Annotated in this window: 24 protein-coding genes; 11 read left to right on the top strand and 13 right to left on the bottom strand. The window is 70.0% G+C overall.

Annotation, left to right across the window (positions count from 1 at the left end):
• Positions 1 to 5 precede the first annotated feature (5 nt).
• The 8 genes from otsB to ACWEV3_RS31475 all read right to left on the bottom strand — a co-directional run bounded on the left by otsB (position 6) and on the right by ACWEV3_RS31475 (position 9,809).
• Complete coding sequence (otsB, locus tag ACWEV3_RS31440; protein WP_452617343.1) at positions 6 to 1,589, bottom strand: trehalose-phosphatase; 1,584 nt, start codon at positions 1,587 to 1,589, stop codon at positions 6 to 8.
• Between the two features lie 104 nt (positions 1,590 to 1,693).
• Positions 1,694 to 2,791 (bottom strand): ABC transporter substrate-binding protein, encoded by a 1,098-nt coding sequence (locus ACWEV3_RS31445; RefSeq protein ID WP_452617344.1) that lies wholly within the window; start codon positions 2,789 to 2,791, stop codon positions 1,694 to 1,696.
• Positions 2,792 to 2,909: 118 nt separating this feature from the next.
• A complete protein-coding gene (locus tag ACWEV3_RS31450; RefSeq protein ID WP_452617345.1) occupies positions 2,910 to 4,079 on the bottom strand; it encodes an NAD(P)/FAD-dependent oxidoreductase in 1,170 nt (389 codons plus the stop codon).
• 32 nt (positions 4,080 to 4,111) lie between these two features.
• The gene (locus ACWEV3_RS31455; RefSeq protein ID WP_358573799.1) at positions 4,112 to 4,306 is read right to left on the bottom strand and encodes a ferredoxin; all 195 of its coding nucleotides are present in this window, start codon (positions 4,304 to 4,306) and stop codon (positions 4,112 to 4,114) included.
• 45 nt (positions 4,307 to 4,351) lie between these two features.
• Positions 4,352 to 4,573 carry a biotin/lipoyl-binding carrier protein gene (locus ACWEV3_RS31460; RefSeq protein WP_452617346.1) on the bottom strand — a complete coding sequence of 74 codons (222 nt, stop codon included), beginning with the start codon at positions 4,571 to 4,573 and terminating at the stop codon, positions 4,352 to 4,354.
• A 4-nt stretch (positions 4,574 to 4,577) separates the two neighbouring features.
• Positions 4,578 to 5,951, bottom strand: a complete 1,374-nt coding sequence (locus tag ACWEV3_RS31465; protein WP_452617347.1) for an acetyl-CoA carboxylase biotin carboxylase subunit — start codon at positions 5,949 to 5,951, stop codon at positions 4,578 to 4,580.
• A 94-nt stretch (positions 5,952 to 6,045) separates the two neighbouring features.
• Entirely contained in the window at positions 6,046 to 7,575 is a 1,530-nt protein-coding gene (locus ACWEV3_RS31470) for an acyl-CoA carboxylase subunit beta (protein WP_452617348.1), read from the bottom strand.
• Between the two features lie 26 nt (positions 7,576 to 7,601).
• Positions 7,602 to 9,809 carry an acetate--CoA ligase family protein gene (locus ACWEV3_RS31475; protein ID WP_452617349.1) on the bottom strand — a complete coding sequence of 736 codons (2,208 nt, stop codon included), beginning with the start codon at positions 9,807 to 9,809 and terminating at the stop codon, positions 7,602 to 7,604.
• Between the two features lie 310 nt (positions 9,810 to 10,119).
• Between ACWEV3_RS31475 and ACWEV3_RS31480 the strand changes: the two genes are divergently transcribed.
• The gene (locus ACWEV3_RS31480) at positions 10,120 to 11,376 is read left to right on the top strand and encodes a cytochrome P450 (RefSeq protein WP_452617350.1); all 1,257 of its coding nucleotides are present in this window, start codon (positions 10,120 to 10,122) and stop codon (positions 11,374 to 11,376) included.
• 58 nt (positions 11,377 to 11,434) lie between these two features.
• On the opposite strand, the gene ACWEV3_RS31485 is transcribed toward ACWEV3_RS31480, so the two are convergent.
• From ACWEV3_RS31485 to ACWEV3_RS31495, 3 genes are read right to left on the bottom strand one after another with little or no spacing between them, the layout of a single operon-like run.
• On the bottom strand, positions 11,435 to 12,127 hold the full coding sequence (locus tag ACWEV3_RS31485) for an SDR family NAD(P)-dependent oxidoreductase (RefSeq protein WP_452617351.1): 693 nt from the start codon (positions 12,125 to 12,127) through the stop codon (positions 11,435 to 11,437).
• Positions 12,124 to 12,999: an ABC transporter permease gene (locus ACWEV3_RS31490; RefSeq protein ID WP_452617352.1), complete on the bottom strand. Its 876-nt coding sequence runs from the start codon at positions 12,997 to 12,999 to the stop codon at positions 12,124 to 12,126. Before ACWEV3_RS31490 ends, ACWEV3_RS31485 begins: the two co-directional genes overlap by 4 nt.
• Positions 13,000 to 13,036: 37 nt before the next feature.
• Positions 13,037 to 13,870: an SDR family NAD(P)-dependent oxidoreductase gene (locus tag ACWEV3_RS31495; RefSeq protein ID WP_452617353.1), complete on the bottom strand. Its 834-nt coding sequence runs from the start codon at positions 13,868 to 13,870 to the stop codon at positions 13,037 to 13,039.
• Positions 13,871 to 14,153: 283 nt separating this feature from the next.
• On the opposite strand from ACWEV3_RS31495, the gene ACWEV3_RS31500 reads away from it, so the two are divergent.
• The 9 genes from ACWEV3_RS31500 (at position 14,154) to ACWEV3_RS31540 (ending at position 22,898) form a co-directional block, all read left to right on the top strand.
• Complete coding sequence (locus ACWEV3_RS31500; protein WP_452617354.1) at positions 14,154 to 15,044, top strand: ABC transporter ATP-binding protein; 891 nt, start codon at positions 14,154 to 14,156, stop codon at positions 15,042 to 15,044.
• On the top strand, positions 15,041 to 15,871 hold the full coding sequence (locus ACWEV3_RS31505) for an alpha/beta fold hydrolase (RefSeq protein WP_452617355.1): 831 nt from the start codon (positions 15,041 to 15,043) through the stop codon (positions 15,869 to 15,871). Before ACWEV3_RS31500 ends, ACWEV3_RS31505 begins: the two co-directional genes overlap by 4 nt.
• Positions 15,864 to 17,762 (top strand): flavin-containing monooxygenase, encoded by a 1,899-nt coding sequence (locus ACWEV3_RS31510; protein WP_452617356.1) that lies wholly within the window; start codon positions 15,864 to 15,866, stop codon positions 17,760 to 17,762. The genes ACWEV3_RS31505 and ACWEV3_RS31510 overlap by 8 nt, the downstream gene beginning before the upstream one ends.
• A gap of 30 nt (positions 17,763 to 17,792) precedes the next feature.
• Positions 17,793 to 18,620, top strand: coding sequence for an alpha/beta fold hydrolase (locus tag ACWEV3_RS31515; RefSeq protein ID WP_452617357.1), 828 nt, complete (start codon positions 17,793 to 17,795; stop codon positions 18,618 to 18,620).
• A 4-nt stretch (positions 18,621 to 18,624) separates the two neighbouring features.
• Positions 18,625 to 19,437, top strand: coding sequence for an SDR family NAD(P)-dependent oxidoreductase (locus tag ACWEV3_RS31520; protein WP_452617358.1), 813 nt, complete (start codon positions 18,625 to 18,627; stop codon positions 19,435 to 19,437).
• Between the two features lie 92 nt (positions 19,438 to 19,529).
• Positions 19,530 to 20,438: a LysR family transcriptional regulator gene (locus tag ACWEV3_RS31525; protein WP_452617359.1), complete on the top strand. Its 909-nt coding sequence runs from the start codon at positions 19,530 to 19,532 to the stop codon at positions 20,436 to 20,438.
• Between the two features lie 73 nt (positions 20,439 to 20,511).
• On the top strand, positions 20,512 to 21,486 hold the full coding sequence (locus tag ACWEV3_RS31530; protein ID WP_452617360.1) for an NADPH:quinone oxidoreductase family protein: 975 nt from the start codon (positions 20,512 to 20,514) through the stop codon (positions 21,484 to 21,486).
• A gap of 252 nt (positions 21,487 to 21,738) precedes the next feature.
• Positions 21,739 to 22,230, top strand: coding sequence for a hypothetical protein (locus tag ACWEV3_RS31535; RefSeq protein WP_452617361.1), 492 nt, complete (start codon positions 21,739 to 21,741; stop codon positions 22,228 to 22,230).
• Positions 22,231 to 22,316: 86 nt separating this feature from the next.
• Complete coding sequence (locus ACWEV3_RS31540; protein WP_452617362.1) at positions 22,317 to 22,898, top strand: hypothetical protein; 582 nt, start codon at positions 22,317 to 22,319, stop codon at positions 22,896 to 22,898.
• Positions 22,899 to 22,939: 41 nt separating this feature from the next.
• Here the strand turns inward: ACWEV3_RS31540 and ACWEV3_RS31545 are convergent, their stop codons facing one another.
• Positions 22,940 to 24,631: a BCCT family transporter gene (locus tag ACWEV3_RS31545; RefSeq protein WP_452617363.1), complete on the bottom strand. Its 1,692-nt coding sequence runs from the start codon at positions 24,629 to 24,631 to the stop codon at positions 22,940 to 22,942.
• 251 nt (positions 24,632 to 24,882) lie between these two features.
• On the bottom strand, positions 24,883 to 25,482 hold the full coding sequence (locus ACWEV3_RS31550) for a short chain dehydrogenase (protein WP_452617364.1): 600 nt from the start codon (positions 25,480 to 25,482) through the stop codon (positions 24,883 to 24,885).
• A gap of 70 nt (positions 25,483 to 25,552) precedes the next feature.
• Here ACWEV3_RS31550 and ACWEV3_RS31555 point away from each other — a divergent pair, with 70 nt between their 5' ends.
• Positions 25,553 to 26,470 (top strand): LysR family transcriptional regulator, encoded by a 918-nt coding sequence (locus ACWEV3_RS31555; protein ID WP_452617365.1) that lies wholly within the window; start codon positions 25,553 to 25,555, stop codon positions 26,468 to 26,470.
• The last annotated feature ends 178 nt before the right edge of the window (positions 26,471 to 26,648 follow it).

The raw sequence follows: 26,648 nt of genomic DNA on the forward strand, positions 1-26,648 counted from the left end.
TGCGCTCAGCCCGGCCTGTTCGGATTTGCTCCCCGCACCAGGGATGCGATGCGCGAGAGCAACTCGCACAGCGAGCGTGGACCATCGACGGAGTACCGCGCCCACGTCAGGCGGTCGCCGTGTTCGGTGCTGAGCACCACGATGCCGATGCCGTCGTCGTACACTTCGCGCAGGGCGTCCTCGTCGGTGTAGTCGTCGCCGGCGAACACCGGCACGACGTCGTGGCCGACCAGCCCGATGCGGTCCAGCAACCAGCGCAGCGCCCTGCCCTTGTTCCAGTCGATGTCCGGCAGCAACTCGACCACGCATCGGCCGTGCGTCGTCCGCAGCCCGGGCCGTGCGTCACCGACCCGGCGCACGGTGGAGATCACCCGCTCGACCTCGTCCTGCCGGACATTGCGGTAGTGCACGGCGACGGCGAACCGCTTGCGGTCGACCAGCGCGCCGGCCACCGGCCGCAACTCGGCCGACAGCAGCCGTTCGGCCTCGTCGAGGTCGGGGAGCGCGGTCTCGCCCGACTGCTGCGCGACCGACGTGCCATCGGGCCCGGCCAGCTCGAAGCCGTGGCTGCCCGCGCACCACGCGTCCTCGACCCGCACCCGTTCGCGCAAGTCCCGCAGGTCGCGGCCGCTGATCACCGCCACCGGGCAGTGCCGGGCGAGACCCCGCAGCACCTCGCCGGTCCCGGCCGGTAACGCGACCGCGGTCGGATCCTCCCTGATCGGGGCGAGGGTGCCGTCGAAGTCCAGCAGCACCGCCGGACGGTGGCTCCGCAGGCGATCCGCGATCTCGGCCCACCGGTCGAGCGCGTCGGGCACTTCGGACAGGCGGCGTTCCCCGGAGCCGGCGACGGTGACGTCGGCGAGGCTGGACACGACCACGTCCGCTCCTGCTCCCGGCAGCCTGGTCGGGGAGCCGGACCGGGCAACGCCGACGACCAGGGCGAAGCCACCGGTCCTGGCGGCTTCGACACCCGACTCGGAGTCCTCGACGACTGCACAGCTCGATGGCCGGACGCCGAGCCGGCGGGCAGCCTCGAAGAACACGGCGGGATCGGGCTTGCCGGGCAACCCGAGCTCCTCCGCCACCACACCGTCGACCCGAACGCCGAACAGGTGCGCGATCCCGGCTCGTTCGAGGACGGCGGCGCAGTTCGTGCTCGCGGAGATGACGGCGGTCCGGATGCCGTGGCGGTGCAACGACTCGATCAGCGCGATCGCGTCGTCGAACACCGCGACGCCCTGGGCGTCGAGGGCGTCGCGGAAGTAGCCGTCCTTGAGCTTGCCCAGCCCGTGGCAGGTTTCCCGCCCGGCCGCGTCGCCTGCGCTGCCCAGCGGCAACAGGATGCCGCGGGAGCGAAGGAAGTCCCGCACGCCATCGACCCTCGGCTTGCCGTCTACATGGCGGAGGTAGTCGTCGCCGGTGAACGGAAGGTGGTCCTCCGCCGGAGCCGGCGCGCGCTCGGCCAGGTACCCGTCGAACAGGCGCTTCCAAGCGGCGGCGTGCACCGCGGCGGTGTCGGTGAGCACTCCGTCCAGGTCGAAGAGCACCGCGTGGTAGCGGAGCGGATCGATGCTCGTAGCGGCCATGATGGCTCCGTGCGGGTACGACGTCCCCACGGGATACCCAGATCCCAGCGAAGTTCCACACAGCCTCCCACGCGTTAGCCAGGCCCCGCGTTGGTCGTGTGCGCCTACGCGCGGGCGAAGTCCGCGACCAGTGATTCGTAGGTGACCTGGCCTTCCTCGACGGCGCCGGTCTGCACGGCGACCTCGATCATCAGGTCGATCGCGTCCTTCGCGACCTTCCACTGCGGGAGCAGCTTCGGTACGACGACGTCGCTGAAGTGCTGGATGTACTGCTTCGAGACGTCCAGGCCCTGTCCGTCGAAGCTGTCGGTGTTGAGCAGGTCGGCGGCGGCGTCCGGGTTGGCCAGGATCCAGTCCTTCGCCTCCCATTGCGCGGCGAGCCATGCCTTGCACGCGTCCGCATTGGACTTCGCGTAGTCCTCGCGGGCGATGAGCACGTCGACCTGCTGCTTGCTGAGCAGGTCCGGGACGCCGTCGGCGGCGAAGTCGATCAGCACCTTGCCGCCGGTCTGCGCGGCCATCAGGCGCGCGGTGGCGAAGGTGATGCCCACGTAGGCGTCGATCTTCCCGGCGCTCATCTGGGCGATCGCCGGAGTGGTCTGCCCGACGGCGAGCGGCGTGACGTCGGCCTCGGAGATTCCCGCCTGCTGCAGGGCCAGCCGGAGTTGCTTGTCGGCCCCGGCGCCGATCGCGGTGACGCCGATCGTCCTGCCCTTCAGGGACGCCATCTTGTCCGCGAAGCTCGCCGAGCCGGATGGCCAGTTCCCCTTGTTGACGACGATCGAGTAGGTCGTTTCGGGGATGCGCATGCCGATGATGACGGGCCGCTCGCCCGGCCTGGAGTTGGCGAAGGTCGTCATCACCAGCAGGGTGTCCTGCATCTGCCCGTCGATCTGGCCCGCCGTTTGCAGCTGCATCCCCTGCACGCCGCTGGAGGGGTGCAGGAACTTCGGCACCTCCAGGTTGTACTTGCCGTACTGGTCCTGGTCGAGGTTCACCGCGTCGATGAAGTAGTTGTCGCCGGGCGCCGTGGCGACGCGGAACGGGGTCGGCTTCGGTGCCGCGCCCGGGGCTGTGCCGGTGGCGGGCGAGCCCGGCGAACCGTCGCCGCACGCGGCGAGCAGGGTTCCCGCGCCGGCGGCGAGAACCGATGCGCCGGCCATCCGGAGGATGGCGCGGCGGCTGGTCCGGGTCTGCGTCAACTGGGGGGCAGTCGATTCAGCGGATCGGATGTGCATGGCTTTCCTCTCTCAGGCGACCCGGAAGTCGTTCGCCTCGCGGCTCTTCGTTCGAGGTGCGGAAGGTCGGCTGCCGACGTGCTCACGAGTCGACGGCGGTCTCCGGAGACGGCGCGAGCCCGGCCGCCAACTCCCGGCGCATCTTCACGTGCTCGGCCGGCATCGACACGGTCGTTCCACCGACGAGCCGGTCGCCGCGGTAGCGCCGGATCGCGAACTTCCCGCTCGCCGGGCCGGACGTGACTTCGGTGCGGTCGTGCTCGGCCCGCAGCGCGCCGGCCATCTGCACCTTCACCCCGGCCTGATCGGTCCAGAACCACGGGACGGGCCGGTACGGCGCGTCCTGACCGACGATCTGCCTGGCCACGTGCAGGGCCGAGTCCATGGCGTGCTGGACCGAGGTGAGCCGTTCCAGCCGCTCGTCGAGCGGAAACCGCACGCAATCGCCGATCCCGCTCACGTGCGGGTCGGAGGTCCGCAGCCGGGTGTCGACCACGACCCCGTCGTCCACCGCCAGACCGGCCCGTTCGGCCAGGTCGGTCGACGGCGCGGAGCCGATCCCGACGACCACGACGTCCGCCGGGAGCCGCTCGCCGTCGTCCGTGGTGACCGATTCGAGCCGATCGCCCTCGATGTTGTGGGCGACCACCGACCTGCCGAGGTGGAACCGGACGCCGCGGGCACGGTGCCGCTGCAGGAGAAAATCGCTGACCTGCGGCGGTACCGCGTGAGCCAGGATCGAGGGCATGCGCTCCACGACGGTGACCGAGCAACCGAGTTCGACGGCCGCCGTCGCGATCTCCAGCCCGATGAATCCACCGCCCACCAACAACATCGATCGCGCGCCGCGCAGCCGCGCGCCCAATGCGACTGCGTCGTCGCGGTCGTGCAGCTGAAAGACGTTCCGCAGACCGTGGAGGCCGGGGATCGGGCGCGGGCGGGAGCCGGTGGCCAGCACGAGGTGGTCGTACGGCGTCGTCGTGCCGGACGCCAGCGAGATCTCGCGGGCGGCGAGATCCACCTCGGTCACCGGGTCGCCGAGCACGAGCGTCGCGCCGATCGAGTCGTAGTGCGCCGCGTCGTGGAACTCGACGCGTGCCGGGTCGGCGTCCAGGAGGAACGCCTTCGACAGGGGTGGCCGCTGGTACGGCAGGCGTGCTTCGGCGCTGACGAGGGTCAGCTCGCCGGCGTATCCGAGCCGCCGCAGGATCGAGGCCGCGTGCACCCCGCCCTGGCCCGCTCCGACGATCACGACACGGCACATCGGGTTGCCGGCCATGGCGGTCAGGGCTCGACGATTTCGATGGCGGCCGTGGGGCAGGAGAAGACCGCCTCGTTGACGTCGGCGACCGCCTCGTCGCCGACCTCTTCGGCCAGCAGGATCACGATTCCGTCCTCGTCCTGGTCGAACACCGCCGGCGCGGCCAGGACGCACTGCCCCGACCCGCAGCACTTGCCCGCATCGACCCTGAGCTTCATGGCACGCCCGCCTTCCGTTCGGTGGTCACGTTCCTCATCGGTGTCCTACGGCTCGTCGATGTCGATCAGCGGATCGCCGCCGTTCACCGTCGACCCCTCCGCGACGTGGACGGCCGTGACGGAACCGGTGCATTCGGCGAGGACGGGGATCTCCATCTTCATCGACTCGAGAACCACGACCGTCGTGTCCGGTTCGACGGTGTCACCCGCGGCGACCAGGACCTTCCAGACGTTCGCGCCCATGTCGGCATTGATCGTTTCCGCCACTGCACTACCTTCCCGTGGATGCCGTCGGGCTACTGGTGACAGCCGCGACGATGTTCGTGTCGTACCCGCCGGCGGCGAACTCGCGGTGATCGACGAGTTCGCGCAGGAACGGCAGGTTGGTGCGCAGCGGCCCGACGGTGAACCCGTCGAGCGCCTCCCGCGCGCGTTCCAGCGCGCGGTCCCGGTCTTCCGCGAACACGCAGATCTTGGCGATCAGCGAGTCGAAGTGCGGCGTGATCGCCAGTCCCGCCCGGTACCCGGCGTCGACCCGGATCCCGTCCCCGCTCGGTTCCTCCCACTGCTCGATCGGACCGGGGCTGGGGAAGAACCGCACCGGATCTTCCGCGCAGAGCCGGAATTCGATCGCGTGCCCGCGCGGCCGGGGCGCGAACCCCGGGGTGACCGAACCGGTGACGGCGATGCTCAGCTGCTGCTCCACCAGATCGACGCCGTGCGTCAGCTCGGTCACCGGGTGCTCGACCTGGATCCGGGTGTTCATCTCCAGGAAGACGAATTCCTGCGTCCGCGCGTCGACGAGGAACTCCACGGTGCCGGCGTTGCGGTAGCCGACCGCGCGGGCCGCGTTCGCCGCCGCGTCGTGCAGCCGTTGCCGAACCTCCGGAGCGAGGCCGAGCGCCGGTGATTCCTCGACGAGCTTCTGGTGGCGGCGCTGCACCGAGCAGTCGCGCTCGCCCAAGGCGAGGATCGTCCCGTCCGCCAGGCCGAGGACCTGGACCTCGATGTGCCGCGCCGATTCGACGAACCGCTCCAGGAAGACCCGGTCGGAGCCGAAGCTGCGCGCCGCGATCGCTTGCGTGCGGTCGAATTCCTTCCGCACCGATTCGGCGTCGCGGGCGATCGTCATGCCGATCCCGCCACCGCCGCCGGCGGCCTTCACCATGACCGGGTAGCCGATGCGCTCGGCCGCCGCGACCGCCTCGGCGGCATCGGACAGCGCTGCACCGGCACCGCCGCCGACCGGAACACCGGCGGCCGCGACGCGGTTCCGCGCCTCGACCTTGTCGCCCATCGCGGAGATCGCTTCGGGGGCGGGGCCGACCCACGTCAGGCCCGCATCCACGACCGCGCGGGCGAATCCGGGGTTCTCGGCGAGGAAGCCGTAACCGGGGTGGACCGCGTCGGCTCCGGTTCCCACCGCGATGCGGACGATCTGGTCGATGTCGAGATAGGCGCCGACGGGCTGGTCGCCGGTGATCTCACGGGCGATGTCCGCCTCGGCGACGTAGGGCAGGCCGGCGTCGACGCGGTGGTGGATCGCGACGGTGCCGACGCCGAGGCGCCGGGCGGTCGCGATGATCCTGCGGGCGATCTCGCCCCGGTTGGCGACCAGCAGTCGCCGGGGGAATTGCTGCGACATCCTCATCCGCCTAGGGTCTGCTTTCACAAGCGGCGCGAGCCGCTTGCTCTTTCGGTGATTGGGCCGTCAACTCGCACCGCAACGCGAACACTTCCTAGTAACTCGTGGGCCAATTGCTGAGCTGGTGCTCACCCACCCCGCCGGTGCGGTTCAGCGCGTTGTCCTCCAGGGCGCCGAGGATGAACTCGCGGGTGTCCGCGGGGTCGATCACGTCCTGCACGCCGTAGACCCGGGCGACGTCGTAGCCGGTCGATTCCTTCGCCATCTCGGCCAGCCGCCGCTCGTAGAGCTCGGGATCCGCGGCGGCGTCGATCCCGTGCACCACCCCGACCGCCGAGCGCGGGTCCATGAAGCTGACCTCCGCGGTCCACCACGCGGCCATGGCGTCGGTCGTCCAGGCGCCGCCCATGTTGACGTAGCCCTGCCCGTAGTTCTTGCGCATCATGACCGTCACCTTCGGCACGGTCGCCAGCGAGAGCGCGTTCATCCAGTTGATGACCTTCCCGACGATTCCGCTGCGCTCGCCGTCCAGTCCGATGAGGAATCCCGGCTGATCGACGAGGAAGACCAGCGGGATGTTGTACGAGTCGCACAGCACGATGAAGCTGGTCGCCTTCGCGCACGCGGCCGCGTCGATGGCGCCGCCCTTGAACATCGGGTTGTTCGCGATGACCCCGACCGACTGGCCGTTGATCCGGCACAGCGCGGTGACGAGCGATTTGCCGTAGCGCTCCTTGACCGGGAACACGCTCCCGAGATCGGCGATGACCTCGATGACCTTCCGCACGTCGTACACCTTCGTGCGCTCCGGGGGCACGATCGCGTGCAACTGCGCGCCGCGCCCGGCCGAACCTTCCGGCACCGGTGCGATCGGCGGCGCTTCGCCGTTGTGCGACGGGAGGTAGCTCAGGAACCGGCGCAGGAGGTCGACCGCCTCCTCGTCGGTGTCGGCGACCGCATCGGCGAATCCGGTCACCTCGGAGTGCAGCTTCCAGCCGCCGAGTTCCTGGCCGTCGACCTGCTGGCCGGTCGCCCGCCCGACGAGTCCGGGGCTGGAGACGGCCATGATCGCGCCCTTGCGCATGACCGCGAAGTCGGAGCCGGCGGTGTGCCAGGCGGCGGAACCGAAGGAGTACCCGAACGCCGCCGACACCCACGGGTTGGTCCGGCGGCGCAGGAACCGCGTCCGGTCGTTGGCGTTGCCGAGCCCGGTGCCGCCCATGACGTCGGGCATCCGCACACCGGTCGACTCGGCCAGGTAGACCAGCGGAATCCCGCTGCGCGCGGTCAGATCCTTCAGGTGCCCCATCTTCTTGTTGCTGACGGCTCCGGAGGACGCCCCCTTGACCGTGAAGTCGTACGCGATGACGCCGGCGCGGCGCCCTGCGATGCGCCCGGTGCCGGTGACCTTCCCGTCGGCGGGGGTCACGTGCTGGTCGGCATCGACGTTCGAGGTCGCGAAGAGGCCCATTTCGCGGAAGGAACCGTCGTCGAAGAGCCGGGCGACTCGTTCGCGGGCGTTGAGCTCGCCCTTCTCGGCCCGGGCGGTCAGCTTGCGCTCGCCGCCCATCGCCAGCGCGTGCGCGCGCCGCTCGGCGTGCCGGATTTCGTGATCGGTGGTCATGTCGTGGATTCGCCCTTCCCGGTCGTTCACGCGGTGGCGGTGCGGACGAGCGCGGCTCGACGCTCCTGGAATTCGATGAGGGACCGCGCGACCCGGCCGGCTTCGTCGACCGAGCGGAAGACGGGCAGGCCGAGGCGCTGCGCCTGGAGGGTGTAATCGGCGACCGCCTGGTCCATGTCCGGTCGGCCGTCCCCCTTGAGGACGAGGTACTGCTGCGTCGCCGCGCCGGCGCGGGCGTGCGCGGCCGCGATGCTCCGGATGATCGTGCCGGTCACATCGCCGTGCCGCTCGGCCAGGTTCCGCTGGATGATGCCGACGTTCAGGTGGGTGATGAGGATGGCCGGCGGCGCCGATTCCAGCACGATGGACAACAGGTCTCCGGCGATGGTGCCGCCGCCCACCGCGAGCGTGCCCGCCGGTGTGTCGATCGGGTTCTCCAGGCCGTTTCCGGGCGGCAGCCCGAGCGACAGGATCCGCTCGATCGTCGGCTGCGGCAGGGCTGGGACGGAGAATCCGTGGCGTGCCAGCGCATCCGTGGCCAGCACGCTGGCACCGCCGCCGTTGCCGAAGAGGACGGCATCGCGCGTGGCCGACGGTGGCCCGTCGAGCCGGACGGTGGCGAAAGCCAGCAGCACGTCGAGGAATTCCTCCAGGGAGTCCGTCAGCGCGATACCGGCCTGCCGGCACACCGCCGGCCAGAGCCGGTGGTTGCCGGCGAGCGCGCCGGTGTGGCTCGTCGCCGCGCGCGAACCGGCGGCGGTGCGCCCTCCGGCGAGGAGCACGACCGGTTTGCCGGAGCCTCGTCGCGCAAGCAGGTCCAGGATCGCGCGCGCCGCCGCGATCGACTCCAGGTACATGCCGACGACGCCGACGTCCGGATCGTCGAGCATGAACTCGGCGAGTTCGGCGGCGTCCACATCGGAGGAATTGCCGATGCTGGTGACGCTGTGGAAGGCGATTCCACGCGCCGCACCGAGCCGCAGGATGTCGACGCTGAGGCCGCCGCTCTGGGACACGACGCCGACGCCGCCCGCGGTCAGCGGCGGGTCCGGGATGAAGCTGACCCGCGCCGCGGAGCTGTGCATCCCGAGGCAGTTCGGGCCGATGACGCGCGTCCCCTGCGCCGTCATCCGCCGGACGAGATCCCGTTCGAGCTCGATTCCCTCGGCGACCTCGCCGAAGCCGCTGCTGATGATCTGGGCGAACGCGACCTTGCCGGGATCGGCGGTCAGCGCGTCCGCGACCTTCTTGGCCGGGAGCGCGACGTAGGCGTAGTCGACCGGCTCGGTGACTTCCTGGAGCGAGCGCTGCGCCGGGAGCCCCTCGATCTGCTCCGCCGTGGGGTGGATCGGGATCACCGTCCCGGCGAAGCCCGATCGCCGGAGGTCGGCGATGTACCGGTTGGCGATGTTCGACCCGCTCGCGCTCGCACCCAGCACCGCGATCCTGCGGGGCCGGAACAGGCGTCCGAAGGCGCCGTGCGCGGTGTGCTCCCCGGCGGCGCGTTCCGCTTCGGGTCCCGCGGCGAGGACCAGCCGCGCATCGACCGCGACCGCTCGTTCGGAGTCGACGATGACCGGGTTGAGGTCGACCTCGACGACCTCCGGCGGGAGTGCCGAGAGCAGCCCGCCCTCGCCGCCGAGCCGCAGGACGAGCGACACCAGCGCATCGAGGTCGGCGCGGATCCCACCGCGCGCCCCGCTCAGCAGCGCGGTTCCCTTGAGCTCGGACAGCATCGAGGTGACGTCCGATGCGGTCAGCGGGGCGACGCCGAACGAGACGTCGGCGAACAGCTCGACGAAGATCCCGCCGAGACCGACCATGACGACCCAGCCGACACCGGGCGTGCGCACCGCGCCGACGATGACTTCGTGGCCGGGGTCGGCCTTGGCCTCGACGAGGAAGCGATCGATCCGATGCCCGTGCGCGGCCAGTGCCGCGGTCATCGCCGCCGCCTCCGTGGCCAGGTCCTCCCGCACGACACCGACGCGAACCCCGCCCGCATCGGACTTGTGGACCAGCGTCGGCGATACCGCCTTCAGGACCAGGTCGCCGTCGACCCCGTTCGCCGCGACGGAGGGGTCGGCGTGCGCACCGCCCGGCGGGACCGCGATGCCGCTGCTGCGCAGGACTTCCTTGGCCTCGGGCTCCGGCACGACCTGAGCCCCGGAGGCGACGAGGGCGGCGATTGCCGTTCGCAGCTGCTGCGGCAGCCGCGCGGAGTTCTCGATCAAGCGTCTTCCCTTCGTCGGCGCCCGGCACCCGGGTCGGGAGGCGGCTCGTGGCTCCGGCGAGTGTGGCGGGACCCGGAATGTCCGGGGAATACCGCGAATCGTGTACCGGTGATGGCGGATCGCTATCGCGGCTGTCCACTCGCACCGGTCCGGCGGGAGCGATAGCCGGTCCCGATCGGTGCGCAAACCGGTCGGGTCTTCCTCGCGCCGAGGCGGGCACGCATGATGGCCGCAGCCGCGTCGCGGAGGGGTTTCCGCGCCGGCCACATCCCAGGAGCCCGGCCCTGCAACGAGGCAGCAAGGAGTCCCCGTGGAAGATCGCACAGCCGTCGAAGCCACGAGCGAGCAGCGGGGGGAGTGCCCGCACCTGAGGCAGTTGTCGCTGGATCCGGCGCCGGAACGCCCGCTGGACGATCCACCGTATTTCAGCGAACTGCGTGCCACCTGCCCGATCAGCCAGGTCGACCTGGGCGGTGGGAAGACCTCGTGGCTGGCGACGAGGTTCGACGACGTGAAGGCGATCCTCTCCGACAACAGGTTCAGCGCCAACCCGATGACGCCGGGTTTCCCGGTCCGCGGGCTGCCCGGATCGAACCACCCCATGGTCGCCGACAGCATGATCCGGCAGGATGCGCCGCTGCACACGACGCTGCGCCGATGCGTGGTCAAGTACTTCACGCCGCGGGCCGTCGAAGGTTACCGGGAGCAGGTCGAAACCATCGTCGACGACCACCTGGACGCGCTCGCGGCGCAGCCCGGGCGGGCCGACCTCGTTTCCCGGTTCGCCCTCGCGATCCCGACCACGGTGATCACCCGGCTGCTCGGCATCCCGATCGAGGACGCCCCGCGGTTCTTCGACCTCACCGAGCGGCAGACGACGCTGTCGCTGTCGCAGGAGGACATGTACCGGACGGTCGAGGAATTCCGCGCCCTCGGGCTAGAGTACGCGGCGCTGAAAGAGGCGAATCCGTCCGACGACCTGCTCAGCAACATCATCCGGGAGCAGTACGAAGCCGGCGGGATCACCCGCGATCAGCTCGCGGCGCTGATCACGATCCTCATCATCGGCGGGCACGACACGACCGCAGGCATGATCGGGCTGTCGATCTTCACCCTGCTGAAGCGTCCGGATCAGCTCGCGCTGCTGCTCTCCGGGGAACGCCGGTGGGACGTCGCGATCGAGGAGCTGCTGCGCGTGCACTCGGTCGCGCGGATGGGGCCGCGCCGTGCCGCCACGGAGGACATCACGATCGGCGAGCACACCTTCCGGCAGGGCGAAGGCGTTGTCGCGTCCATCTGGTCGGCCAACCACGACGAGAGCAAGTACGCCCGCACCACGTGGGAGGACTTCGAGATCCCCGCCGAGAAACCGCAGCACCTCGCCTTCAGCTTCGGCTCGCACCAGTGCGTCGGGCAGAACCTCGCCCGGATGGAGCTGATGGTCGCGGTGCCCAGGATCTTCGCGCGGTTCCCCGACATGAAGCTCGTCGACCCCGAGGTCACGCATCTGTCCTATCGGGACGATCGGGCGTTCTTCAGCCTCAAGGAACTCAACGTCACGCTCTGACCGAAGCCGGAAAGCTCGCTCGATTCAGGGAATCGAGCGAGCTTTCCCGTGCGTGGCACTAGTGCTTGATCGCGCCGCCGTCGACGACGATGGTCTGGCCGGTCACGAACGAAGCGCCCTCGGACAGCAGGAAGCGCACCGGCGCGACGAAATCATCCACAGTGGCCGCGCGTTTGATCGCCCGTCCGGCGATGTTGGCCGGCTCGGTGTGCGCGATGTCCGCCGACAACCCGGTGACGACGAGCCCGGGAGCGATGACGTTCACCGTGATCCGTCGGTCGCCGAGTTCGGCCGCCATCGACCGGGCGAATCCGATGACACCCGCCTTGGACGCCGCGTACGCGGCTATCCCGCCGGGACCCTTGAACGCGGTGCCGGAGGAGAACAGCACGATCCGCCCGCCGTCGGACATCGCCGCCGCGCACGCCTGGACGGTGGCGAGGGTGCCGTGCAGGTTGACCTCGAGCACCCGGGCCCACTCGTCCCGCGGCATGTCCAGGAACGGCCCGGTGCGGCAGATGCCGGCGCAGTGGACCAGACCGGACAGGGGACGATCCGCGCAGAGGTCCGCCACGACGGTCACCAGTCCGTCCCGATCGGTCACGTCGCCCGCGACGTACCGCACGCCCGGCACCGGAGCTCCGGGCGCAGCCGGGTCCAGCACGACGACCGGCCGTTCGCCCGCGAGCGACTCGACCAGCCGGGCGCCGATGCCGGACGCGCCGCCGGTGATCAGGAGCGGCCCGCTCATCGGGACCGACTCGCGACCAGCTGCTCCAGGCCCTTGATCGCGTAGTCCAGGACCATCGACATGACGCCCATGAACAGCAGGACGGCGAACGAATCGGCGACCTTGAAGTTGCTGGTGAGCACGACCAGCCGCTGGCCGAGGCCGTAGTACGCGCCGACCATCTCCGAGAGGACCGCACCGAGCACGGCGTACACCGCACCGAGGCGCAGCGCGCCGACGATGCTCGGCAGCGCCGCCGGAAGCTCGATCTTCACGAAGCGCTGGACGGGCGACATGGACAGCGACCTGGTCAGCTGCACGACGTCGTGGTCAATCCCGCGCAACGCGGCGAGCGTCGACGTCAGCAGGACGAAGTACACGACGCTGCCGGCGACGAGCGCCTTCGGCGCGAAGCCGAGACCGAACCAGAGGATGAAGATCGGCGCCAGCGCGGGCCGGGGCAGGCTGTTGGCGAGGGTCAGGAACGGAGTTGCGGCGCGTTCGAGCACCTCGGACCGCGAGAACACGACGCCGGTCACGATGCCCAGGAGGCCGCCGGCCGCGAGACCGGCGAGCGCGCCGGCGAACGTCGCGGTCACGTCGGTCCAGAACTCCGCCTGCCCGAGCTGGCTGACGAGGCCCTGCGCGACCGCGTCGGGGGAGGAGACGAACAAGGGGTTGACTAGCCCTCGTCGGGATGCGAAGTACCAGCCGCCGATGAACGCGATAGCGACCGCGCAGCGGATCGCCCACACCTGCAGCCGGACCCGGGTCCGGCGCTTGCGCCGTTCGGCGAAGACCGCGAGTTCCATCGCGGAGAGGTCGGTACCGGACAACCCGGCGGCCTTCGCCTCCTCGCCGGCGGCTCCGTCCGAAACGATCGATCGGCTCATTGTTCCTCCCGGATTCCTGCGAGAACGAGAAGCATCGCTACTCCGCCGCCACCGGAGCGCGCACCAGGTCGATGTCGGCGGGGGTGGCCGTGTGCGGCCCGCCGTTGACGATCACGGTCTGCCCGGTCAGGTACGTCGCCGCGGCCGAACACAGGAACAGGCACACGGACGCGATGTCCTCCGGGCGGCCGAGCCGGTTCATGGCGACGAACCGGGCGACCCGGGCTTCGACGTCGTCGGCCGCGAACCGGGACGCCGCGGTGACCACCGCTCCGGGCTCCAAGCAGTTCACCCGCACGTTCAAGTCCGACCATTCCCACGCCATGGTCCGGGTGAGCGACGCGAGCCCGGCCTTCGCGGCGGCGTACGCCCCGCGCAGCGGGTGCGCGTGACCGGCGGAGGCGGACCCGATGTTGACCACCGCGCCGCCGCCTCGGCGCCGGAACCCCGGCAGGCATGCGGTGGCCAGGTGGAACGCGCCGCTGAGATTGGCCTCGATCATGGCGTTCCACGCGTTGACCGACAACTCCTCGAGACGCGCGCCGAAGTTGCCGCCGGCGTTGTTGACGAGGATGTCCACCCGGCCGAAGCGATCTTCCGCCGCGGCGGCGATGTCGGCCGCGGTCTGCGGGTCGCGGATGTTGCCGGTGACCGCCACCGCGTCGCGTCCCAGCTCGCGCACGCGCGAGACCACGTCCTGCAGCGCGTCGGCGCGCCGGCCGTGGACGACCAGGTCGGCCCCGGACGCGGCGAACAGGTCGGCGACCGCGCCGCCGATGCCGCCGGTCGCGCCGGTGACGATCGCCACCCGGCCGCGAAAGTCGAACCGCACGCCGCCGAACGGCGAAACCGCTTGCTGCGCAGCTGTCATCGTCTTCCCTCCGAAGGTCCGGTTCGGACCAGGCTCGCCACCGGGTGCTCTCCTGGCAACGGCCCGCGGGCTATCGGCGCGATAGTTCCGCGCGGCGCCGTTCCGTATTGACAGCCGCGCGTCGGGGCACGGAGCATCACCGAACCGGCGTGGCACGGTCGGAAAGCGGTCGATCAGCCGCATTCGACGTACGCGGACTGTTCGATGGCGAACGCGTTCCCGAGAGGCACGAGACGCCGTCGCAGCCGCACCACGGTCCACCTCTCGACCCAGCGGAGTTGCAATGAGGCAGACCAGCACGGCGAATCCGAGGACGGAAGTCGCGGACCAGGCGGCGGATCACCGGCCTCCCAGCAGGCGCCCGGCCGGAGCGCCGATCGAATTCCGCCACGTCAGCCACAACTTCATCCACGGCCGTCGCGCGGTGCTGGTCCTGGAGGACTTCAACCTGGACATCGGCGCCTCGGAGTTCGTCAGCATCGTGGGCCCGTCGGGATGCGGGAAGACGACGGCCCTCTCGATGGCCGGGGGACTGGAGCGGCCGCGGGCCGGAACCGTTGCGCTGGAAGGCGAACCGGTCAGCGGCACCTCCGACGACGTCGCCTTCATGTTCGCCCGCGACGCGCTCCTGACGTGGCGGCGGGTCCGCCGGAACGTCGAACTGGGCCTGGAAGTGCGCCACGTCCCGGCGGCGGAACGCAAACGGCGCGCCGACGAGTGGTTGCGCCGCGTGCGGCTGGAGGAGTTCGCCGACTCGGACGTGCTGCACCTGTCGCAAGGCATGCGCCAGCGGGTCGCGATCGCGCGCACGCTCGTGCAGAGCCCCCGGGTCGTGCTGATGGACGAGCCGTTCGCGGCGCTGGACGCCCAGACCCGCGCGAACCAGCAGCAGGAGTTCATCAGGCTCTGGGAGGCGGAACGGCCCACGGTCGTCTTCGTCACCCACGACCTGGAAGAGGCGATCCTGCTCAGCGACCGGGTCGTGCTGATGGCCGCCCGCCCGGGCCGGATCGTCGCCGACATCCGGATCGACCTGGAACGGCCGCGCACGCAGGAGATGCGCACCTCGTCCCCGGAATTCGCCGAATACCTGGAAACGCTCTCGGCTCGCCTCCGCGAAGAGGTGGCCGCAGCCGAGGAACGCCGGCGCGCGGACGAGGAGGCCTCCGCATGATCGAGCGCATCGTTGCCCCGGACGGCACCAGCCTGGCGTACCGGGTCGTGGGCAGTGGCCCGCGCCCGGTGGTGCTGGTGCACTCGCTCGCGCTCGACGGCTCGTGGTTCGAACCGCTCGCGGCGGAACTCGGGGACGCGTTCAGCTGCGTCATCCCCGACCTCCGCGGCCACGGCGCCAGCGGGGGAGCCCCGGATTCGATCTCGTTGGACGTGCTCGCCGACGACATCGCGCTCATCACCGAGCAGCTCGGCCTGACCCGGTTCCCGGTCGTGGGGATCTCGCTCGGGGGGATGGTCGCCCAAGCACTCGCGCATCGCCACACCGATGCCGTCGAGGCCGGGGTCCTCATCGCGACGGCCGGGGCGTACGACGACAACGCGCGGGCCGGATCTCGCTCGCGCGCGGACGCGGCCCGCGCACCAGGCGGGCTGGCCGCGCTCGCCGACATGACGATGACCCGCTGGTTCGGCGATCCCCAGCGGCCGGATCCGCTGATCGCCCGGGCCCGGGACCAGTTCCTCGCCGGCGATCCCGCCATCCACGCCGCGTTCCTCGAGGCGATGACCGCAGTCGGCGACTTCGACGTGCCGCCGTCGGTGCCGACGCTGGTGATCGGTGGCACCGACGATGTGAGCACCCCGCGCACGGTCATCGAGAACCTGCACGCGCGCATCCCGCACTCGCGGCTGCGATTCGCGCCCGGCGGTCACCTCGCCGCGTTCACCCATCCCGCGCCCGTGGCGGCGTTGCTCCGGGAGTTCCTCGATTCCCCCGAACCGTCCCCGCCGCACAACGACACCTCGAAGGATGCCCGCGTTGTCTGATTCCGCCCAGTCCCCGGAGGAGTTGCTCGATCACCTGCGGGCGGCGCAAACGCCCGCGCTGCTGATGCTCGTCGCGCACCTGACCGACGACCCGTCCGTGCTCCGCCCGCGATGGCGCCCGAACCCGGACCTGCTACCCGCGACCGGTCTCGACGCCGAGACGGACGCGGAGGCACGGGCGTTCTGCCTGGCGACGCTCGAACCGTACCTGCAGGACATCGATGCGTGGCCGGTCGAGCCGTCCGCGGCGGTCCTCGAAGCGATCGCGGAGTGGGCGCTCGACCGCTCCGCCGGCGAGGACGCCGCGCTGCTGCGCGTCGCCTTCGTCCCACCTGGCACCGATCCCCGCGCTCCGAAGTGGACGAAGGACCAGCTCGCCCCGGACCGGCCGATGCGGGTGGCCATCGTCGGGGCCGGCCTGTCCGGGCTGATGGCCGGGCTGCGGATGAAGCAGGCCGGCGTGGACTTCACGATCATCGAGAAGAACGGCGACGTCGGCGGGACGTGGTACGAGAACAGCTATCCCGACTGCCGGATCGACGTGCACAGCCACATCTACACCTACTCCTCCTTCCCGCACGACTGGCCGTCGTACTTCTGCCGGCAGAACGTGATCTTCGACTACCTGCGGGCGTTCGCCGAGCAGAACGGGCTGCTCGACCACATCCGGTTCGACACCGAGGTCGTCTCGGCGACCTGGGACGACTCGCGGCGCCTGTGGTCGGTCGCCACCACCGGGCCGGACGACCGCTCCCGGACCGAAGAATTCACCATCGTCGTGTCCGCGGTCGGACAGCTGAACCGCCCGATGATCCCGCGCATCGACGGACTGGACACCTTCGACGGTCCCGTGTTCCACACCGCGCAGTGGGACCACGACGTCGACCTCACCGGCAAGCGGGTGGCGATCATCGGCACCGGCGCGACCGGAGTCCAGGCGGCGCCGGCGATCGCGCGGTCCGCGGCGTCGCTGACGATCTTCCAGCGCAGCGCGCCGTACCTGCAGCCGACACCCGAGCTCCGCCAGGAGATCCCCGACGACGAGCGCGCACTCCTGCGCGAGATCCCGCTGTACCGCGCGTACTACCGCTTCTCGATATTCCTGCCGAGGGCCATCGGACGGCTCGCCGCCGCGACCGTCGACCCGGCGTACCCGCCCACTGAACGGGCCGTGTCGGCACCCAACGAGCGGCTGCGCGAACTGCTGACGGACTACCTGCTCGGCCAGGTCGAGGACCGGCCGGACCTCGCGGCGAAGATCGTCCCGGACTACCCGCCCGGCGCCAAGCGGATCGTCCGCGACGACGGGACCTGGATCGGCACGCTCAAGCAGGACCACGTCGAGCTGGTCACCGAGCGCATCGCCCGCATCGACGGGAGCGGGATCCACACGGCCGACGGTCATTACGTCCCGGTGGACGTCATCGTCTTCGGAACCGGCTTCAACGCCTCGGACTTCCTGATGCCGATGCAGGTCACCGGGGAGGGCGGGGCGGACCTGCACGAGTCGTGGGGCGTCGACGCGTGCGCCTACCTGGGCCTGACCGTTCCGGGCTTCCCGAACCTGTTCTGCATGTACGGCCCCAACACGAACCTCCTGCTGCACGGAAACCTCGTGCTGTTCATCGAATGCCAGTCGGTGTACATCCTCAGCGCGATCGAGCGGTTGCTGGAGTCGGGCAAGTCCTCCTTGTCGCTGCGCCGCGACGTCTTCGAGAAGTACAAGGACGAAGTGGCCGAGGCGAGCGCGCTGCGCGTGTGGGGATGGTCCAAAACGCACAGCTGGTACCAGAACGCGGAGGGCCGCTCCACCATCATGTGGCCGCTGTCGGCGCACCGGTACATCAGCAGCACCCAGGCAGTCGATCCCGAGCAGTACGAATTCCGCTGACCCCACCGTCCAAAGGAGACCTTGCTCGCCGTGATCAACGAGAAGAACACCGTCGTCAACGACCTCGAGACCCGATACCTCATCGGGGGCGAGGACCGGGGCAGCACCGTCGTCTTCCTCCACGACGGTGCGTGGGGAGCGTCCTCGGACGTCACCTGGGGGACGCTGTTGCCGCTCGCGGCGCAGACGCACCGCGTCATCGCGCCGGACCTGCTGGGCTTCGGCGGTTCGGCCAAGGCGGTGCGGCTGGACCAGTCGCCGTTCGGCTTCCGCTTGCGCCACGTGTACGCGCTGCTCGACCAGCTCGATGTGGACGGCCCGGTCCACCTGGTCGGGAACTCCTTCGGCGGCTCGATCGCGCTCCGCGCGCTGCTGGACGACCGGTTGAGCGAGCGCCTCGCCTCGGTCACGTCGATCAGCGGCACCGGCGGCCCCTGGCGCAGCGCGACGAGCGCCGAACTGGCCGGCTACGACGGCACCCGCGAGGACATGGCCCGGATCGTCCGGCTGCTGTGCGACGACTACCCGGGCATCGAGGACCAGGTCGACGCGCGGATGCGGTGGGCCGCGATGCCGGGCCACTACGCCGGGATGCTGGCGCCGCACGCGACACCGCCCGAGCCACTGCGGACCGCGCGCCCGGCCGATCCGTACCCGGCGCCGTTCGCGGACGTCACGACCCCGGTCCTGCTCTTCGACTGCGCGGGCGATCCGCTGGTCGAACGCGGCTGGGTGAAGCACCTGGCCGACCGGTGCCCGGCGGTGACCGTCGCGCCCGTGCCCTACAAGCACGCGCCGAACATCAGCCATCCCGAGCAGACCTGGCGCCTCATCGCCGATTTCGTGAACGGAGCGTGAGACCGTGTTCGACGATCCCCACGACGCCGTCGCCGCCGCGGACGTCCCCCACGACCGGCTGTTCCGGCTCGACGGCAAGCGGTACGCCGTCCTGGGCGGTGCGGCCGGCATCGGCGAGCACGTCGCGCGCACGCTCGCTTCCCGCGGCGCGCGGCTGCTGCTTGTCGACGTCGACGAGGACGCGCTGGGCCGCCTCGCCGATGAACTCGACGCCGACCGGTTCGTCGCCGACGTCTCGTCCGAGGACGGTGCGCGGTCCCTGGCCGAGCACGCCGCCGGTGCGCCGCTGCACGGATACGTAGACGTCATCGGCCAGATGCAGCGCAAACCGCTGCCGGCCTTCACGCTCGCCGAGTGGGAGAAGGACTTCCGGGTCAACCTGACGCACGCCTTCCTCGCCGCCCAGCACCTGGCGCCGATGCTGGCGCGACCCGACTCGTCGATCGTCTACGTCTCGAGCATCAACGGAACGCGCGCGGGCAGCTACGCCGCCGGGTACGGCCCGGCGAAGGCGGCGCTGGAGGGATGGGTGCGTCAGCTGGCCGACGAGTACGGGCCGGAGGGGATCCGGGTCAACGCCGTCGCACCCGGGCTGTTCCTGTCGCCCCGCTTCCTCGCCGGAGCGCACGCCCGCACGATGATCGAGCAGTTCAGCGGCAAGGCGATGCTCCGGCGGCTGGGCCAGCCGTACGAGGTCGCCGCGACCATCGCGTTCCTGCTCACCCCGGCCGCGGGCTACATCACCGGCGCCACGATCCCGATCGACGGCGGGGCGCGCGCGGTCGACGCGACCGGCCTCGACCTGCTCACCCGCTGAGACCAGGGCGGGTCCGCCGGGATCGTCGGCATACGATGACCGGACGGTCGGCGGCAGCGGCGCCGTCGACCCGGCGGGAGTAGGGGCCGAGCGTGAGATTCGAGCAGTTGCGCTACCTCGAAGCAGCACTTCGGACCGGCTCCTTCCGCCAAGCGGCCCACGAGCTCGGCGTCTCCCAGCCGACCATCACCAACCAGGTGCAGCGGCTCGAAGAAGACCTCGGCGTCGTCCTGGTCATGCGCGGGGCGCACGGCGTGCGCCCGACGGATGCCGCCGAGCGGATCCTGCCGCACGTGAAGTCGGCGATCCGGGCCGAGGACCTGCTCCGCCAGGAAGCCAGCGCGATCGACGGCCTGAAGATCGGCAAGGTGAGCCTGGGCACGGTGGCGATCGGGAGCATGCGGGTGCTGCCGCACCTGGTTCGCGAGCTGCACGAAGGGCACCCGAACATCCGGTTCGAGGTCACCGAAGGCGGCACCTACATCGTGCGCAACGGAGTCCTGGACGGGAAGTTCGACATCGGCCTGATCACCCGGATCCCGCTGCCCGGCGAGCCGCCGGACGACGAACGACTGCACCACATCGACCTGATGACCGGACGGCTGGTCCTGTGCGTGCCCGACTCGCACCCGCTGGCGCGCGCCGAGACCTTCGACATCGACGACCTGGCCGGCGAACCGCTGATCTTCTTCCGGGAGGGCAGCATCCTGCGGAAGGCGTTCGAAGAACTCGTCACCGGCATCGACGCGCGCATCGTGTACACCACCGACGGCGCGGAGACCGCGCAGCGGATGGTCCGGGCCGGGGTGGGGATCTCGATCGCGAACACGCTCGCGCCGTCGACGGCCAGCGGCAACGGCGTGACGCTGATCCCGATCAACAAGCCGTGGGCCCAGACGACGCTGTCCGCGATCGTGCGGCTCGGGGAGGTGCGCGGACGGATCGTCGAGACCTTGCTGCGCCAGATCCGGTCGTCCAAGACCTCGGTCGGGCAGGTGTAGCGCGGACAGGCTGCTGCGGTGATAGCCGCCGGCTTCTTCTGCCGCGGCGGCCCGTTCCCTAGAGTCCGAGGGCATGAAAGCCGTGCACATCAAGGATCTCGACGGCCCGTCTGCCGTCGCCGTCGTCGACGTCGACCCGCCTTCGCGCAAGGACGACGAGGTGCTCATCGACGTTCACGCGGCGGGGGTGTCCTTTCCCGAGGTGCTCCAGACGCGGGGGTTGTACCAGGTCAAACCGGAGCTTCCGTTCATCCCGGGCGCCGAGGTGGCCGGCGTGGTCGTGGACGCGCCCGCGGGAGCGCCGGTGCGGGCCGGTGACCGGGTCGCCGCCCTGCCCTTCCTGGGCGCCTTCGCCGAGCAGGTCGCCTGCCCCGTGGACGCGACGTTCCCCATCCCGGACGCGTTGGGCTTCGAACAGGCTGCGGCGATTCCGTTCAACTACCTGACGGCGCACTTCGCGCTGTGCCGGCGCGGCCGCATGTCGGCCGGGGAGACGGTGCTGGTGCAGGGTGCCGCCGGAGGCGTCGGCAGCGCGGTGATCCAGGTCGCGAAGGCATTCGGGGCGGGCTCGGTGATCGGCGTGGTGTCGACGCCGGAGAAGGGGAAGGTCGCGCTCGCGGCCGGGGCGGACCAGTACGTGCTGGCCGACGGTTTCAAGGACGCGGTGCGGGAAGCGACCGGCGGGCGCGGCGTCGACCTGGTCGCGGACACCGTCGGCGGTGACCGCTTCACCGACTCGTTGCGCTGCCTCGCCGCCGACGGCCGGATGCTGGTGATCGGGTTCACGGCCGGATCGATCCCGGAGGTGAAGGTCAACCGCCTGCTGCTGAACAACCTGGACGTCATCGGCGTCGGCTGGGGCGCCTACGCCAAGACGCGCCCCGGCTACCTGCGCGGCCAGTGGACCGAGATCCTGCCGAAGCTCGAATCCGGCGCCCTCGCGCCCCCGATCGGCGGCAGCTACGCGGTCGACGACGTCCGGGACGCCTTGGAGGCCATCGAGAGCCGACGGGCATTGGGCAAACTGGTCCTCCGCCTGCGGGGGTAGCCGCTCCGCCTGTGCTGGGCCTGCGTCGTTGCACAGTTTCAATTGAAACCTCGCTCCGAGGGTCCGCAATTTCCATTGAAATCGAAGAAGTTGTCCACATCCTCCGGTGTGTCGGACCCACGACACGCCGGAGACTGTGGACAACCCGCAATTTCCATTGAAATTGGACCTTCGATTTCAATGGAAATTGCGGTGCACCGGTCGGGAGCCTGGAAAGCGTTCCGGTGGCCACAGTGGACGGTTCGGCATGAGTTGAGCTTGCGGCACGCCGAGATCCTCGCGCTGCTCGCGATGCATCCGGGTGGCCTGAACGCGGAGCGGCTGGCGCTGCTCCTGCACCGGGGCAACCCCACGACGGGCCGGGGCGAGATCCACCGCATCCGCAACGCGTTCGGCCAGGAAGTGGCCAAGACCAGGCCGTACCGGATCGCCGCCGATCTCGGCAGCGACCTCGACGCTCTCCACGAGGCGTTGAGCCGGGCTGACGCCGAAGCAGCCCGACGACCACGTCGGACTGCTGCTGCCCGCTCGGAATCCGCCGCGATCCGTGCCGAGCGCGACGAACTCCTGGCGTCGTTGCGGGGGCTGGCGCTGCTGGCGGCGAGGAGTCCGTTTCGCCAACACCGACGCGGGGCGCGACGATCTGGAAGTGCTGGAAAGGCACGCGACCTGACGGAACCAGACGCCCCACAGCGAAAAGTCCTCGAATTCCGGCTGCGCCGACTACGGGAAGAAGAGGCGTAGCGGAGCCACCCCGGCCGGACACGCCAGGCGGCTGAGGTGGGCGCAGTTCGGTTGCGGGCCGTTGGCAGCGGTCCTAACCTGCGCCGATGGTCGTGCAACGATTGCAGGCGGCGGCACTCTTCCTCGGCCCGGTCATCTTTGCTGCATCGCCGTTCTTCTGGGTCGACGGTCATTACGGCGTGAACGGCGGGATGTTGATCGCCCTTTCCATGGTGCCCTGGGTGTACGGGCTGATCGGGGAATACGAAAGGTTGCGCGAACGCATCCCCTTCGCGGCCGGGCTGTGGTTGTTGCTGTTGTTGATCGGGATGTTCGGCAGCATCGCGTTCGGGCTGCAGGGCTTCTTCGAAGGCGTATTCGGCTTCCACGAACAGGTGGCCTTGGCGCGCTTCGGCGACTACCCGCCGCAGAGCCTTCTGGTGCTGTGGCTACCGGGCCCGACCTTCCCGCTGGCCCTGCTGGTGTTCGGCGTGCTCCTCTTCTGGACCCGAATGTCCCCGCCGTGGGTCGCCGCCCTGATCTGCCTCGCCGCTGTCGTCTTTCCGCTGGGCCGAGTTCTTCGCCTCGAATGGGTCGCCTACGTCGTCGACCTGCTGGTGATCGTTCCGTTCGCCCAACTCGCTTGGAGCGCTTGGCATCGGACGCCGGCCGGATCCACGACGTCTTAGGGAGCGGTATTGCTCGCGCAGGCCTGCGGCGCGCGGCGTTGTCAGCCGTGTTCTGGGGGATCTTCGCTCCGCCGGACCGTTCGCGGGTTCTCGGCATCGTTGTTGCCAGGCTCGTCGTCCCGCCGGGCCGGCTGGTGTTCGTCGGCGTCGACGAGCTTCGTGAGGATCTGTTCCGCCCGTTCTCGGCGGTGAATCAGGCTGTCGGTTCGCAGGTCCTTGCTCAGGGCCACGCACATCAGCACCATGACGAGTGCGAACGGCACCGAGGCGAGGAACGTCAGGTTCTGGATCCCTTCCAGGGCGTGATCCCCGCCGGACATGAGCATGATCGCCGCGACGGATCCGGTGGCCACACCCCAGAACACGATCATCCATTTCCGCGGTGAGAGCGTGCCCCGCTGCGAGAACTTGCCCATCACGAGTGAAGCCGAGTCCGCCCCGGTGATGAAGAAGATCGCCACCAGGACGATGACCAGCACGGTGATGACCGTCGGGATCGGCAGCGCTCGGATGACGGTGAAGATCTGCACTTCCTCCCCGCCGGAGCCGGCCACGTCGACCGCACCGCTGCGCTGCAGGTCGATCGCGGTGCCGCCGAAGATCGCGAACCAGGCCACGCTGACCGCGCTGGGCACCAGGAGCACGCCGCCGATGAACTGCCGGATCGTGCGCCCCCGGCTGATCCGGGCCAGGAACGTACCGACGAACGGCGCCCAGGAGATCCACCACGCCCAGTAGAAGATGGTCCAGGATGAAAGCCATTCATCAACGGCCTCGCTGCCGGTGGCCCCGGAGCGCGCGGCCATCTCTGCGAAGTCGCTGATGTAATTGCCGATCGATGTCGGGATCAGGCTCAGGATGAACACCGACGGCCCGGTGATCAGCACGAACAGCGCCAGCAGCGCTGCGAGGGCCACGTTGATGCCGGACAGCCATTGGATTCCCCGGGCGACCCCGGAGGCGGCGGACGCGACGAAGCAGATCGTCAGGACGCCGATGATCAGAACCATCACCGGGGTGCTGACGGCGTCGATCCATCCTGCGCTCCGCATCCCGCTGCTGATCTGCAGCGTGCCGATGCCCAGCGAGGCCGCCGAGCCGAACAGCGTCGCGAGCAGCGCGAGGATGTCGATCACTTTTCCCAGCGGCTTGACCGCACCCCGCCGCCCCAGCAGGGGAACGAACGTGGAGCTGATCATCTGACGTCGACCGCGGCGGAAGCTGCCGTATGCGATCGTCAAGCCGACGACCGCGTAGATCGCCCACGGATGCAGCGTCCAGTGGAACAGCGTCGTCGCGAACGACGTCCGCACAGCGGCTTGGGTCAGCGGCGGCACCGTTTCCGGCGGGGGCTGCACGTAGTGCGCCAGCGGTTCGGCGACGCCGAAGAACATGAGGCCGATGCCCATGCCTGCGATGAACATCATCGCGATCCACGACAGCGTGTGGAATTCCGGCTGCTCGTCGTCACCGCCCAGCGGGATCGCCCCGTAGCGGCTCAACGCGAGCCAAACGACGAAGACCACGAACCCCGTCGCAGCCAGCGCGAACCCCCACCCGATGTCGTCCACCGCCCAGCGCAGCCCGGCTTCGGCGAACGCGCCGAGGGTCGCCGGCGAGGCGATACCCCAACCCAGGAAGAACAGGACCAGCAGTGCAGTGATGCCGAAGATGACGCGGTCGGTCGGCGATCGGGTGGTCTCGGGCGACGGCCTCGCCGCTTGCTCCGCCATGGCGCACCTCGCATTTCCCGAGTTCAACCTGGTCACATGGTCATCTCGCCCATCGCGGTCGGCAACTAGATGGCCGATCCCGCGAACCCGGCTCCCGTCGCCTCAAAGCCGCCCACGACCGGGGGTTTTGCGGGATCTCTGCGAAGTCGATCTGCGTGCAGACCGCTCTGCAGCAGGGATCCCGTCCCGCATGGACCACTCCCAGGCGCGCCCCCTAGCTCGCGCTGGGGGCACGGCCCGTTCGGTTGTGGCTAGCTGGGCGAGTACACCTGGCCGGTTTGGGCGCCTTCGATGGAGCGGACGTAGGCCTGGGCGACGTCGGCGACGTCGACCGGTCGGACACCGGGGAAGAAGTCGCCGTACTTCTCGACGCTTTCGGTGAAGATCGTCGAGCTGACGGCGTTTATGCGCTGCGGGGCGATCTCGATCGCTGCCGCGCGCACGAAGGCGTCCAGTGCCCCGTTGGCCATCGCCGCGGCGCTGCCGGTCGGGATCGGTTCATGGGACAGCGCACCGGTGATCAGGGTGAACGAGCCGCGTTCGGCGACCCGGGGGACCCCTTGGCGCACCAGTTCGATCTGGCTGAGCACCTTGCCCCGGAACGCGGACTCGTAGTCGCCGGGCGTCATGTCGGTGACCGGCTTGTACGGCACATCGCCCGCTGCGCTGGCCACTGCGTCCACGTTCCCGGCCTGCTCGTACAGCGCGGTGGTCTGGGCGGGGTCGGCGATGTCGAAGCGGAGGGAGCCGCTGGTGCGGCCGACGGTGAGCACCTCGTGGCCGCGGTCGGTCAGCGCTTCGTTGACCGCGGTTCCGAGCCTGCCTGCCGCCCCGATGAGGAGGATTCGCATGCGATCGACGCTACGTTCGCTTCTGGCGCGGGGGGAAATGCTCTTTGCGGCGGATTTATAATCTGTGGTTATGAATGTGGAGTTGCGGCATCTTCGAGCCCTGGCCGCGATCGGGGATGAGGGCACCATCACCGGGGCCGCCGGAGTCCTCCACGTGTCCCAGCCCGCGCTGTCGCGCACCCTCGACCAGTTGGAGAGCAGGCTCGGCACTCGCCTCGTCGAGCGTACGACTCGCCGCCTCGAGCTCACGGAAGCCGGCCGTCGGCTGTGGGAGCGATCCCACCACGTGCTCAACCAACTGGATGATGCGCTGGCCGAGGCCAAAGCCGGACTCCGTCCGCTGCGGGTCGGCTTCGCTTGGGCGACGCTCGGCGAGCTCACGATCCCGCTCCTGCAGGAGTGGCGCGACAAGTTCCCGGGCACGCCTGTACGGGTCTATCGCAGGGACGACCCCGAAGCCGCGCTGCGTCGAGCGGAGCTCGACATCGCCTTTCTGCGAACCGGGCCGCCGACGGGTTCGGAGTTCCAGGCGGTTCCGCTCTTCCAGGAGCGCCGCTTGGCGGCCGTGGCGGGCGACGACGCGCTGGCCGCTGCGGAATCCGTGCGGCTGGCCGACCTCGCCGACCGGCCGGTCGCCATCTGCGCCACCGCCGCGACCACCAGCGCCGAGCTGTGGCCGCGAGGCCGACGTCCCCGAACGTTCGAAGTCGCCAACGCCGACGAATGGCTCACCGTGATCGCCACCGGTGACGCCGTGGGTGTCACCACCGAAGGCACGGTGCACAACTACCCGTACCCGGGGATCCGCTACGTCCCGATCTCCGATGCGGAACCGATCACCGTCCACCTCGTCCGGCCACGCACCCCCACGCACCCGGAGACCCTGCCCTTCTGCACGCACGTGCAGAGCTCAGTCTCCGCGCTGGTGAAGGCGACTTCGTCGCAGCGAGGGCCATCAGGCTCGATCGTCGCATCCGACCGAGCCTGACTGGAGTGGCACGCCGGCCGCCCGTTGAAACTCGCTGGCCGGCTGCTTACCGGGGAAGCGGTCGAACTCCTGCGCCGAGCACTTCTGGAACGGGGTGGGCCGGCCCGGTGCAGCGATCCGCTCGCCCTCGGTGTGGGATTCGCGGACGCGCAGGATCTGTTTGACAGTGCCGCAGCCT

It is taken from the genome of Saccharopolyspora sp. NPDC003752, assembly GCF_053605825.1.